Genomic DNA, 13,765 nt, shown 5'->3' on the forward strand with positions numbered 1-13,765 from the left:
GCCAGCTTGTAGTAGGGCGATACGGTAGGGACAAGCAGGGCAGACAGCGCATCAATAGCGCCTTGAATCGTATTAGGAGCGAACACATCATTTGTGTCCTCAATGACCAAGCTGCCCGGCACCTGCCAGAACGGGTCAGTTGACCCGGCCTGCAGCACCCGGCCCAGCGTGCCAAGCTCCAACCGTTCCAGAACGGACGCGCCACGGATGAGCAGGTCGCCCCTGGTGGTCAGTTTGGTGTTTGACAGGTTGGCGATATGACCTTGAAGCAGCTTGAACGTCATCAGCAGCGCAAACGGCGATACCCCGTCAATCGTGAATTGCGGGTCCTCGCCAATGCCGGATTTGAGGATGTTCTGCCAGGTGGTGTTTAGAATGTACAGCGCGGTGGGGTTTCCCTTGATGTACCCGATACTTCCATCCTGGAAGGTGGGGAGAGATGCAAAGTCGGCTACCGCGTCAACCTCGACCACGGCGAGGTTATGACCGCCGGCAGCTTCCTGACCGGATAGCATGATTTGTTTTACCACAAAGCCCATTTGGATGCCCTCCTTATTTAACAACAGGCAAGATGACGCTGCCGAAAAACCCCGCAGCTATACCGATAATGGCGGTCAAAACAACTACCCACAGGGTTTCCCAGCGTTTGCCGGGTTTGCTCTCCAGATTGGTCAGGCGTACTGTAAGTTCCTCGTGCTGCTTCTGGTTTTCCTTGGTCATTTGGTCAATTGACGCTTTTAGTTCGCCGTATTTCTCGGCGTTTTTCTCGTTGCCGTTCACATTGCTCATTGAAAGCTCCTTCAATGAAATTTTTATTTCAATAAGCAGCTCCCTGGTTGTTTCAAGCTCGCCTATTCGCCTGTCCGTATCGCTGGCCTTTCCGTCAAGGCGTACAATGGCGTCCTGGTGCTTCATCAGCAACTCCCGCATCTGTTCCGCTTCCATTATTTTATTGCCTCCAGCTCAACCGCAATGGCAACCGCATCGGCCCCCAATTTGCGGATACTGGCAATAATGGCAGTGGGTACTGGTTTTGGCGGGGTTACGGGGGGAATCTTTGCGCCAAGATACTGGCGGTCAATGTAGCCGATGAAGCCTTTGTACTCGCACTTAGCCCAATCAGCATTGACTTCAACAAGCACATTGACAACTTCCCCCCTTACAATGTCCCGCACCTTACCGCCCAGCTTGTTCATGGTCTTGTACAGGCCCAATCCGGCGGCGTACTTGGTGTTGATTTTTGCCTGGTAAAGCATTTTGATTCCCTCCAGTTCGTCAGCAATCGCGGTAAGTTGTTTGGAAAACGCCCTGAATTTATCAGCGGTTGTGTCCTTCTTGTACAGGCCAACCGGGATAGCGTAGTGCGTAAAGGTGTAGGGCATGGCAGAACGAATAACGCCCTCGCTGTGACCGGATGCATGAATGACCTGGTCCCAGCCGACAAAGTTTCCGGTATGGCTGAACCGGAGCAATTTCTTCTTGAACAAAACACAGGGTTTGTCGGGCATATCCTGAATGAGACCCTTTTCCACCCAATTATCTTCCCTGGTCCATTGCCCGGTCACATCCTGCCCCATGATGGGCCTGCCCGTGGCAATCTCCACGGCTTTGGCGGTCAATCCCCGGCAATCATAGGCCGGTCGCCTTCCCCATTTGCAGCCCAGGCAGTTCAGTTTTTTGCCGGACAGGACAGGGCAGTTGAGTTTGATTTTACTTGCCCAGGAGGGTTTGCTTTTCGCCACAGCCCGGCGATGTTCGGGGGTACAGGATTGGCCCCTGTCACCATAGATGTAGGGACAGCCAATAGCGTTGATTGTCCAGTTCACAAAGATTTCCGATGGCGTCATGCTGCATACCCCCTGTTCTGATAGTAAAGGATAATTCACTTCTTCGTCAGCCCCGGTGCGTTATTTCTTTAGCCATGCGTCAATCGCCCGGCTCCGGTCATCGCGCTTGTAGCCCAGCAGCACATAGGCATTCAGCAGACGGGATTTGAGGGTAGCGGCTTCGGACCGTGAGCGTTTGTATGTTTCGATATAAATGTCTTTGAAATAATCCGTTATGCCGTCTCCCGATACGCTTCCCTTCGCGTCCTTCGGGTCCTTCCCGCCGTAGTGGTCCAGCAGCTCTTGCATCAGCGCCTTTAAGTTGGCGCCGGTGAGAATCGCTGCGCGGTATTTATCGTACCGGCTGTACTTAAACTCCTGTGACCAATCCCCCGCTGCCTTCCGCGCTTCCCATTCCTTGACGGTCCAGTATGCCCCGCCTTCAGGCTTGCCTTCGCGGGTGTCAAGAATCTCCACGGCCTTGCCAAACGCTATCTCCTCGGCCTTGTACAATTCCTTTATCTCGTCCCGCGTCCCGCCGTATGCCTTTTTGCTGTCAATGCCGGATTTGATAATCGCATCGTAGTATTCAAGTGCCTTGTCTGCTTCCCCTGCCATGAGCGCGTCCACATACCGCTCATAAATCAGGGACGCAGGCGTTCCCCCGTCACCAACCACGATGCGCGGGTCCAGCGTGTCGATGACCGACATAACATCCCGGTAGATGTTCGCAACCGGAATGCCTGTCGCGGTTGACAGCGCGGTAATCGTGTTGGTAATCAGCTTGGTCGATACCTTCGCGTCCGTTCCGTTGAACACTTTCAGCCATCCCTGCGCGGCCCATATCAGCCTTTGCACGGCCTGCAGGTCAGGGCGGGAAGGCGCATAACCACCGGCAATGCCCCAGATGTCCTTGCCAAAGGGAATCATGTTAAGCGGGTTGGTGTTGTCAAAGATGTTTGATTCAAAGAAGTTCCCGCCCACCCCGGCAACCTTGTTCCAGTAGCTTTTCCAGAAGCCCTCCCAGCCCTTTTCCTTTTCCTTGTCGCGGAGGGCATCCGCCAAGCCTGCCGCCATGGCAACCAGGATAGAGGTCGCGACAAAGGTCACGCCTGTACGAGCCAAACGCCCCTTGTCTCCACTCTTGGCAGCGTTCACCAACAAATTGTAGCTCTTAATCGGTTCCGCCATGAAGCTGGTGGAAATCTTGACCAGGCTGTCCCTGTCCCGCATGATTTGGGGGCGATGGAACACGGTGTCAACCACCTGGGTGCGGTCAATCACATCAATCAGGCGGTCACCAACAGCCTTGAAAAAGTCCTCGCCGCGTTTGTCTCCCCGATAATTCTGCCCCACTTCAAGCTCAACCGCGTTCCAAAGTACGCCCATCGTAAAATCGTCTGCAATGCCAGCGGGTTTAAGGGCAAGCTCCTGGGCCTTCCGCAGCGGGTTATCCCTGCCGCCGACAAGGTCAACCATCTCGCGCCCAATCTGCATATCGTAGTAACCCAGGTGCTTCCACATGGCTATTGGCGCGTACTTCCTTGCCATCTGCATGCCGCGCTTGGGGCTTTTGGTATACGCCGCCGCCATGTACGCCGGGTTAATCATGGAGGCTGCCCTCGTGTAAGAAGCGTGTTGCTGAAGGACCACGCGGATGTTTCCGGCTACGGCTGCGGTCTTGAATTTGCCAACCATCGAATTGACCATGCCGATAAACCCGGTTGCGGCATTTGTTCCCTTGATGCCGTTGACGGCCTTCAGCAGGTTGATGAAGTAGGATTTTGCGTCCTTGCCAAGAGTGCGCTCAATGCTGCCCTTCACGCTGTCATTGTGCGTGTTCCCGCTTGCGTCCACAACCTCTCTATTATAATTGAACCACTTCATTGCGTTGGTCAGCGGCACGGCAAAGGCGTTGTAATTCGCCATGTCCGTCACATGGCGTGATACGGTGTCGAAGATGTCGGAAATGATGATGGGGTTGTTCGCGCCCTTGATGACATTCTTGGTCATGCCCTGATTGATGATGGCATTAATCATCTCGTTCTTGCTGGGGTCCTGCGCCAGGGTAAAGTTGGTGTCTGAGTGAATCGGGTAATAGTTCGGGTCAACGAATTTCAGGTATCCGTACAGCGCCATAGATACCTCGTTGCCCCACTCGCTTGATACAGTATTAAGGAAGGTCGCAATCTCATCGGCAGCGGCCTTCTGCTGCGCTGTCAGGGTATCGGTAATCCGCATGACCTCGGCTTCGTTCACGCCCACCGGGTCTTTCTGCCAGAGCTGCGCTTCCTTCCCGGCCTTGCGGGATTTAATCTGCTCAATGCTGATGCCCTTGCCGTAAATGTGACCTCTTGCCTGGTCGCGCTTGTTGAGCAGGTACAGCTCCATCATTTGCCCCGTTGTCAGATGCACCTTCCCGCGCTCAAGGTCAAAGCTGCGTACTTCGGCGTTCTTTCCGGACCAGTTCGCAATGCCGAAGTCTTTATATTTCTTGTCAAGCTCCAGGAAGAAGTCCCTTGCCTGCACCGTGTTCCTGACAAGCTTCCCGAATCCTTTTTTGTAAAGGGACGAAAGGATTGCCTTTGACTTCTCCCCAAGCTGCTCAAAGAAGCTGAACGAATCCATCATGTCCAGATTGAGGAAGGAGCTTAGACGCTCAATCGCGGGGCCGTGCAGCTTCTTGTCCTTTTTTCCGGCAAGGTCTGCAAGCGTACCGTCAGCTACTTCAGCAACGGTTTCCGCATTGTCCATGTCAATCATCTTGTTTGCGGTGGTCACAGCGGTATGGACCATCCGCATGATTTTATCCAGCGCTGCCAGTTCATCCGGGTTCATGTCCCTGTACCGCACAACGGAATCATTCCGGGTTATCAGGTCCTGAATCATCGGGGCAAGGTCGGGGTCAATGTTCATCACAAAGTCAGGCGATGCAATCTCGCCGTTGTTGACGGCAAAGGCATCGGCGTTCTGCATCTGAATCAAAAGCTGCCCCATCGCTTCTTGCCAGGATTTAGAGCGCTTGGAGGTAACCTCGGTCCCGTCAGTTTTTGTCCATGACATATCCAGAGCTTCAAGCAATCCGGACACCGTCCGGCGCAGGGCTTCCGGTATGTGGTGCTTCTTGTCCGGCGTCATCAGCCATTTACGCAGTTCGTTGGCAATGTCCTCGGTTCTGCCGATTAGCTTCCCGCGCCTATCGCTGCCCTTGATTTTGGCTCGATATGCAGCCTGCCGTTCCTGCCCCTTCTCTAACTGCGCCTTGTAGACCTTCTCCCTCTCCCGTTCCACCACGCTCCGCAGCGGACCGGACATTTCCAGGTTGAACAGAATGCGGTCAGCCTTGTCCAGCTTGTCCTTCAGGGCAATAATATCGGCGCGTACTTCGTTCTTCTCCGTCTGCGGGGCCTTGTTGATATAGAGCTGTCTGCGCTTTTCAAGCAGCGCGTTCAGCTCGCCCTCAACGCGGTTGTACATATCGGCAGACTTGCGGTACTTCTCCACGTTCTTCTTTTCCGCGTCCGTCTGGGCAACCTGGCCGAATGCCCCGGCCAGAATCGCGCGGGGGGAGGGGAGGGAGTTTTCGGGGTCGCGCTCGGAATAGCGGATGTCGTTGGTTGCGGGGTTGAAACGTTGGGAGAGGGGGATGGGTTTGCCTGAGTCATCGTAGGTCACGGGGTCGGCAGACTTGATTTGGTCAGGAGAGAACACTATCTTGATGTCATCCATTGGCCCCCCGTCTTGGACATTCTTAATCAAGACAGAGTCATACCCGCCGGACAAACCCCTCATAACTATCTTGTAAAAAGCATCTGTGCGAATCTCGCTATTTTCGTTGTCATAAACATACGGGTTCTGCATTTTGAGTTTGGCGTTCACAACGCTTGCGTCTATTGTGTCTGAAAAACCGGAAGCGCCGAATGCGTCATACAGTTTTTGAGTGATGTCATCAACAATGTTGAACACATCATCATTTTTTGGGAGAGCCTTGAGAACCTCATCAGTTATGGAATCTGCCCGTACCTCAGAAGCAACCTCATACAAACTTGGGTAGGGAATATCCTTTTCTGCATAGAAAAAGGCGCTTCCATCTCTGCGTAGCATATCAAGGTTTCTCGATACGCCTTTCGGCACTTTTTCAAGCAATGGCGAGAATATCTCGGCAAGTTTTACGCTATATTTTTTAGCCTTTTCCAAGTTAACCGATTTCTTGGCATATCTGTTGGCTGTTTCTTCGGAAGCGAAATAGAAGCCAAGGTATGCACTTGGCGCTTTTGTGTTTAAACCGCGCTTCTCAGGATTGAAACGGTTTCCTTCTAAAACGCCGCCCGCAAGTCCATGCACCCCTGTTTCGTTGTACCCAGCCGCCTTCGCCGCTTCTTCCACCAACCTCTGCTGTTCGGCGGTATCGCCATTCTCAACGGCAGCAAGGTACTGGTTGTCCCGCTCCGCAAACTTCGTGCCATCGTTCTTGCCCTGTTTTAGGGCATCCTGTGCGTTCCGCTTCGGGGTAAGGGTTTCTGCCTTGCCCGTGGCTGCATCGCTCTGCGCGCCCTCTGCGGGGGTCAGCGCGTTCCTCATCATCGTGTCCCATTGCGCCTGAAGGTCACCGACATACTGCAAAGCGCCGTTCTTCAGTTCCATCAGGGCCTTGGCTTCCGCAAAAGACGGCTGCATCCGTTTCAACCTGTCCTGGATACCCTTGACGAAGTCGGATACCCAGCTCTTGAATTTCTCAAACAGAGTCTTGTTCCCGGTCATGATGCCCTTGAACACATCGGAATTGAGCAGCATCATTTCAGAGCCGTCAGCAACCACCTCTTCCATCGCGTCTGCAATGGACAGGGCGCCCTTCCTGGCTCTTCCCAGCTTCTGCTGAATCAAATCGTCCACGCTCTGCCCCTGCAAGGCAAGGGTCTTGAATACGGCATCCTCAAAGGTCCTGAAAAGCTCCGGATTGGTTGCCTTCAGGAAATGGCTGAATTCATGGCCCATGACCTTCGGGAGGGTGTAGCTGGCAGCTGCGCCGGCAGCGTTCATCTTCTCCTTCGCGTTCTGAAGCCCTGCGTTAATGTCGAAGCGGAACAGCCCGGTTTCAGGGTTAAAGCTGCCCTGCTCCTGGATGTACTTTCCTTCCGCGTCTGTTTCTGACGCGAATATTTCAGCGTTGATGCCCAGCAGCCGCGCAAACTGGCTGATATGCTTGGTCAGCGCCTTTTGCTCGGTATCCAGGGTTTTTACATCAGGAAGTACCCTGACTGTTCCGTTACCAGGCCGCAGCATCTTCAATACCTTCGCGGCCCTGGCCTTATCCGCTTCAAAGTCGGCAGCGCCTTTGCCTGCATCAAACGCGGCCTTGATGGTATCAGGAGCAAGCGCCTTGACCGCGTCAGAGTTGTTCAACGCGGATTCTGTTCCGGTCATCCCCGCCGCGTATGCGGTTTCAAAGGCAAGGGAATATGATTCTTCGTCCAGGTCCGGGTTATTCGCCTTGTGCTGTGCCGCAACCTCGTTCCCGCTGGTGACGGTCTTGTAGGCAACCTTTTTATCGCCAACGGTCAGGACCTTCCTGCCGGTGGTCGCTTCCTCTTTCCCTGTCTGCTCAACCGCGCCCGGAACGATGCCTTCGGATTCAAGCATGGTTTTACGGTCTGTTACAGGCGCTTGTAAAGGCCCTTTTTCGGGCAATACAGGGGCTTGCTCCTGCGGCTCTATCATAGTCGCCTCTGCCCTGGTTTCGCCCTCGGTGCGGGTTACAGGCGCTTCAATCGGAAGGGCAGACACGGCTTCAATTTCAGGCGCGATTTCTTCCATCGCTTTCGTGATTTCTTCCGGTGTCATGTTGTCTTTGTTTGCGATGATGGCATCCATTTGAGATTTCAGCTCTGCCAGCCTCTGCCCCTGCGTCATGGTGGGTTTTTCCACCTCTTGTTCCGGCTCGGCCTGCTCAACCGTTGGCTGCTTGTCCAGCTCCGTCTGAAGCTGCGCCCTCTTGTTCTGGCTGTATTCAGGTGAAGGCGTATCGTCAATGGCTTCGGGCTTCATCCCATACGCCTGATTCAGCCTGTCAACATAGTCCAGGTATTCAGCTTCGCCGGGCTTTACGCCCATGCCTGCATCGTCCATGATGCCGCTGTATGCGTCATTTATAGAGCTATCAACCTTCTCGCCCCTGGATGCAATCGCAGTTGTGATGGTGACAGGCCCGCCAAGAATACCGCCAGCGGCAGCGCCCATTGCAACTTGCGTTCCAAGCTCCTGCCGCCATTGCGCGTTTGCCATTTCCGTAATCTGTTTGTTGGTCTTGCCGGGATTCTCTTCCTTGATTTTCTTCCATGACTTGAAAAACTCTGAAGAATTGCCGCGCAGGTAGTTGTCCATAATCAGGTTGGCAAACGCGCTTGCGCCTTCTTCTGAACCTTCGGCAATCACGTTCTTGAAGAAGTATTTTAGAGCGCTTTTCGGATTGCTCATAAGAGCTTCGAGGGAATACTTCTCCGTCAGCCATTCGATAGCGCCCGCGCCAATGGATAGTATTGCCGCCGTTCCCCTGTCCGTTCCGTCCATCAGCGCCGCCCTGTATGAAGAGCTGGTGGCATTGGAGGACATAGCAAACAGCGTCAGCCCTCGGCTTCCGACAAGCCCGCCAAGCCCGATAGACACTCCGTTATCGCGCATGGAAGTAATCAGGTCATACACAAGTGAGCCAAGCGGTTTACCAAGCACCGATGCGCCCAGACGTTCACCGGCTATCTTGCTCTGTGTTGCCTGAATCGTCTGGCTGGCAACTCCCACGTCAAACGATGGGGAATAAGGAGAATCAGACATTAACTGGAACGGGGTCATAACCGCGTTCACCAGGTATTGCCCGCCTGCCATAAGCCAGGCCCAAACATGGTTCTCTTTTGCGTAGGCTTCCCATTCCTTGACGTTCCCGGCCTGCCGCCTGAACAGGAAAAGCTCTTTGTAATCGTCCAGGAAGGTCAGCGCTTCGTCATAACTTCCCTCGTTGTGAAGCGTGTTGAAGATGAGTTTCTCGTCCTCTGAAAGCGTCTCCCAGCCGTGAGAATCTATGCTCTCGCCTATGTTTCCGCGCGCGTTGATGTATTCGTAGGCAATCGCTGAAAGTGCCTGCTGCTTTTCGTTTCCTTCCTTGTCGATGGCAAGGGCTTCAAGGTCCGTATAGCTAAACTCCGCGGTTGCCGGGAGACCAAGCAAGGCATATACGGATTTCTGCGGGTCATAGCCGGCCTTATCAAAGTCAAATGTCGATGACTTTAATACATCGGCCCATTTTTCAGCGTTCTCAATGTCTTTCTGCTGAATACGGAAGTATTCTCTTTCCCCTTTTAGCAAAGACGATTGCATGAGCGCGTCATCGTACTGCGCTTGCTTTGCCTGCGCTTCCGTGAATGCTACTTTGCTTGCGTCCCCTTCTCCTGCCCCCGCAAACTCCATAGCCTGCGTGTTTAGGGTGGTTATTTCCTGTTCAAGCGTTGGTATGCTCACATCAAGAACGCCTATCTCGCTGGAAAGCCGCGCCTGACGCTGGACCGCGCCTTCCTTGTAGTTAAGTGAATACCAGTCATCCAATACCTTTGTCATCTTGTTCCCGGCTGGTACTGCTATGCGCTCCTGGCTAAGCGCCGCTTTGACTTCGGTTTCGCTCATGTACGGAAGCGCGTACTTGGGATTGTTGTAATTCTTGATGTTGTACTCGATGGTCTTACCAAAGTCCCTTACTTTATCCGGCTGTCCTTTCCTGCCCGCAAGGTCAATGGGACCCCAGAATTTATCATATGCGCGGTCTGATGCCGTTTCTACCGGCGCTGTCTTGGCTGTTGCTTTCGCCGCGTAATCCCGCCATGTAAGCCCGCCTGATGTTCCTTTGGCGGGGTCATAACCGCCGCCGCCATACGAAACATCACGCGCTCCGGCCGATGCAGCTCTCCTTGTATCTCCAGGCAAGCGCATGGATGCGGGTATCCCTTTCTCTTGCTCTTGTTCGCGCTTCCAGTATTCAGCGTCAAGAGCGTCATCCTGTGTCTGTGGCGTTCCCTTGTTCGTGTTAAATTGGTCCGGGGTAATCGGAGCGCCCGGGAAAGATACGGTTGGTTTAACCGTTTGCTTCGGTGCAAGCGATTCAGGCGTAACGTCTGGCTTTCTCGACGCGAACCCTTTGACAATCTCACCGTATCTCCTGGCAACCTCGTCCATTGAGCCGTTGCCGTATTCATATCCTTGCCTTTTGTTAAAGTCATACGCGGCCTGCGCTTCTTTTTGACCTGTTTTCGCCCGTTGTTCAAGGCTGAACATCTGGCCGGTGAAGTTGGGGTCAGCCTTTTTCAATTCTTCAACATATGAATTGTATCCGTCCGGGACGGAGTTCTGCTCCGAAAGGAATCTATCATTGAGCATCTGCCTACGCTGATACCAGGGGTTGCGCTTATAAGCCTCGCTCTCGTCCGGCTTTTCCTTGGCAACCATGTCCTGGTATCTTTTTTGCTGGCTTTTTTCGTACTCTAATGAGGCCCTTACTTTTTTGCGGAATTCTTCGTAAGTGTTTGCCATTCATTACCTCTTTCAGAGCCATTTCCAGGGCGGGGTAGGATTGAGCGTTTCATAAACGTTCAGCGTGCCAAGCTGGTCAGCCGTGAGATTCGGCGGCTCTATATTTATCTGCGGGTCTGGCGTTTTATTGTCCACGCTTGACATAACCGCCCGGCGAAGGGCATAGGCGTCAGACGCAGACATCCCGCTTGCAATCAGGCCGTTGATGTAATTGTTCAGCGCACCGTCGCCGCCATCCAAAAACGCGCCAATCGCTCCGTCTAATTGAGAGTCGGAATAATCGTTCCCTGCACGCCCGCGCCCGCCCCCGCCCCCGCTTCTTGCCGCCGCCTTTGCAGCAAGAGCGTCCTTATATGCCCGGTCATCCCCAAACTTGCCATAGTCGAAATTGCGGGAATCAGAATACTCGCCGTAGTTTGTGGCGCGGTTATTCTGGTAATCGCCCACGCTGTCCCGGTATCTCTGATAGTCCATGCTGGCGTTGTCCTGGGTAAGACCATACAAGTCCATATCATTGGCCTGTTCCCCCTGATACCTGGCATAAGCGTTCTGCTCCAACTGCGGCAGCGCGTCATTCATCCGGTCCATGTAATTCAGGTTGGCCTGCTGACCCACAGCGCCAATGGAGGCTGAGCCATAGCCCCCGGTCATGCCGGAAGCCAGCGCGTTGCCCTGTGACAATGCCTGCCGCGCCCCTGCCGTGTACTGCTCCTTGTATTGCTGATACATCGGGTCATTGTTTATATCGTAGTTGTAGGGCTTCCTGTTGGCGATTTCCGCATACATCGCCTTCGCCTTTTCTTCCCATTCACTTTGATACGGGTCAGGGCGATTGTTGCGCTCGCGCCTAAAGCGATTCCAGGCGTTATCCGTCCTGGTGCTTGGATTAAATGCCATAACGCCCTCCTACTTATTCAGCTTGTAAACCCGGTCATCGTTCCATTTGCCATAGTTGAAATCGCGCTGGTCGGAATATACGCCATAGTTGAAGTCGCGGTCTGCCTGCCAATCGCCTACCTGGTCGCGGTACTGTCCGTAGGCGTTCTGCTCGTTCTGCTGGGTGATGCCATACAGGTCCAGAAGCGCCTGCCCCTGGTCCTGGTAGCGCCCGTATGCCCGATTCTCCAGCCCTGGGATGGTCCCGGCAAGCTGATTCATGTAGCCCTGATATGCCTGTTGTGAAGCGGTCTGCGCCACAGAGCTGTTAAAGCCGCCCGTCCTCGCGCTGGCCATGCCCATAGCGTCCTGGCTGGCCTGCTGCCCTTGCTGCGTGTACATATCCTTGTACTGCTGGTACATCGCATCGCCGTTCATGTCATACGCAAAATCAGGGCGGTTCTCTATCTGTCCATACAGGGAATCAAGCTCGTCTTGCCAGTTGGAAACATACGCGCCGGGTTTGTCCTTCTTTCCGGCAGCATAGGTATTCCAGGCATTGTTCGTCTGGCTGTTCGGCTTCCATGTATTGCTTGCCATGCTCGTTACCCTCCATGTTTCCAGCGTAGCACCTGCTATGTGCGTTTATCAGCCCCGGTCAGGTCAGGCGCTCCCACATATAGTAGGACCGGTATTTTGGCAGAGTGCTTCCGCTTTCGGTGGCGCCGCCCAGCTCAATGCCGTTTGTTGCGGTAGACCCGGACGCGCCCGGAGCATAGTCGGCTTCAAGGTAATCGGTGGCGTAGGCGCTTAACCCCGATTTAATCTTTGATTTACCGCCTGAAGAAAGTTTAGCGTAGCCAGCGCTTCCCAATGAGAACGAGTGAGAAGATGCTCCACCTTCGTCACCCGTTCCGCCCGGCACATGGTTTACTCCGGCTGCCATCGGGAAGGTTTCTTCCGGCAGCGCATACCAGGTTGTGCCTGTCCAGATTGTTGAAGGGTCCGTATCATCCCGCGAAATGTAGAGCTGACCCACCTTGATAGCGCAGACCGGGTCCCCGCCCAGCGTCATTAATGACCAGACAACTTTGAGCAAATCGGCAGTATCGGCATACCCGCCAAACGCCGCCCCGCTTCCGCCCTCCTTGAAGTTGAGCGTGACGGTTTCCTGGGGGATGAGCGCGGTATAGATATACTCCGTTCCCACGGTGTCCACGGCCTTGATTTGCGCGTTGTAGGAAACGTTGACCGCCAACGCCCCGCCCAGGAGGACGGATTTAATAGCTGTGCCGCCGGTCATGTCGGACCATGCGCCATATGCCCCGCCAACAATGCCATACCGCCCCTGGAGCGTGACCGCGTTTTCGCCGGCAACGCTGCTGCATACGCCCGTTGCTTTCAGGAAGATGTATGTGCCAGCGTCATCTTCATCCCCTGACGAATCAGCGCGGTATGCTTCAATGCCGGTCAGGGAAGGCGCTGAATACGGCTCTATGTGAACCGTGATGCTCTTGCTGCCCGTCCTTCCGCGCCCGTCCGTGATGACCGCGTTGATGGGCACATCCCCGGACAAGGCGATAGGGTCAAACAGCGCCGTAATCGGTGTTCCGCTTGCTGTTACTTGGACGCCGTTTATCGTGACCTTGCGGGTGGATATGGGCGATTCATAGGCAAGCGTTTCGTCAGACAGTGTGACAAGGAGCTTTGTCTTGCCCTGTATATGCTTCGTGAATGTTCCGGGCAGCCCGTTCAGGTCCAGCGCCGCGACAACGCTTCCCAGGACAGGGTAAGCGTCTGCGGAAAGCGTCATCGTTACGGTGTCCGTCTGGTCCGTTCCCATCTGTGTCGCGCCGGAATAGGTTTTTAGGGTGCAGGTGATAACGCGGGATACATTGTTTGGTATCGCTTCCTGCCATGCCAGCGGGATGGTGAAGTCCTTATAGGTCACGCCGGCGGCAAGCGTATACTCAACCGTTGTAACGCCCGTCATGGAGAAGTAAACCTTGTGCGTGTAGGATGAGGACGCGATGGACAGATTCGCCCGGACAACGCCCCCGGCAGGGCAGGTGGTCTTGTTCAGGGTCACGGTGGATGCAGGGAGCGTATAGTCAATGACAATCCTGACATTGGAATACTGGAGCGTTGCCGTAATGCTGCCAACAGAAGCGGTTGACCCTGACCCCTTGAAGACCCAGGTAAACCCAACGCTGCTATCGCCGGGGGCAACCTTCGCCTTTACATTGCGGCTTCCGCTGAAAAAAGAGCCGTCAAGCGTTCTGATGGTGTAGTTCGTGCCGCCAACCGTTGCGGTCAGCGTGGCGCTGTTTATAATTGAGCCAACCGGGATTGTCGAAAAATTGAAGTATTTCGTCTGCGTTGATGTCGAAGGGCCGGAAGTGCGAACATTATCGCCGGGCGGGTTTAGAAACTCAACAACCCATGAGCTTTGCTGCTGGAAGTCTGCGATGGTTACTGTCTTGCTTGCCATA

At 54.2% G+C, this 13,765-nt stretch carries 7 protein-coding genes; all 7 read right to left on the reverse strand.

What is annotated here, in order from left to right:
* On the reverse strand, positions 1–539 hold a 539-nt coding region (locus WC356_03350; protein MFA5382176.1), incomplete at its 3' end, for a hypothetical protein.
* A 13-nt stretch (positions 540–552) separates the two neighbouring features.
* A complete protein-coding gene (locus tag WC356_03355; GenBank protein ID MFA5382177.1) occupies positions 553–945 on the reverse strand; it encodes a hypothetical protein in 393 nt (130 codons plus the stop codon).
* Positions 945–1,847 carry a hypothetical protein gene (locus WC356_03360; protein MFA5382178.1) on the reverse strand — a complete coding sequence of 301 codons (903 nt, stop codon included), beginning with the start codon at positions 1,845–1,847 and terminating at the stop codon, positions 945–947. The genes WC356_03355 and WC356_03360 overlap by 1 nt, the downstream gene beginning before the upstream one ends.
* A gap of 60 nt (positions 1,848–1,907) precedes the next feature.
* On the reverse strand, positions 1,908–10,397 hold the full coding sequence (locus tag WC356_03365) for a hypothetical protein (GenBank protein ID MFA5382179.1): 8,490 nt from the start codon (positions 10,395–10,397) through the stop codon (positions 1,908–1,910).
* A 12-nt stretch (positions 10,398–10,409) separates the two neighbouring features.
* Positions 10,410–11,294, reverse strand: coding sequence for a hypothetical protein (locus WC356_03370; GenBank protein MFA5382180.1), 885 nt, complete (start codon positions 11,292–11,294; stop codon positions 10,410–10,412).
* Positions 11,295–11,303: 9 nt separating this feature from the next.
* A complete protein-coding gene (locus tag WC356_03375) occupies positions 11,304–11,873 on the reverse strand; it encodes a hypothetical protein (protein ID MFA5382181.1) in 570 nt (189 codons plus the stop codon).
* 58 nt (positions 11,874–11,931) lie between these two features.
* Entirely contained in the window at positions 11,932–13,764 is a 1,833-nt protein-coding gene (locus WC356_03380) for a DUF859 family phage minor structural protein (GenBank protein ID MFA5382182.1), read from the reverse strand.
* Position 13,765 lies beyond the last annotated feature (1 nt).

The sequence above is a fragment of the Candidatus Micrarchaeia archaeon genome, assembly GCA_041653315.1.
Classification (GTDB): domain Archaea; phylum Micrarchaeota; class Micrarchaeia; order Anstonellales; family JAHKLY01; genus JAHKLY01.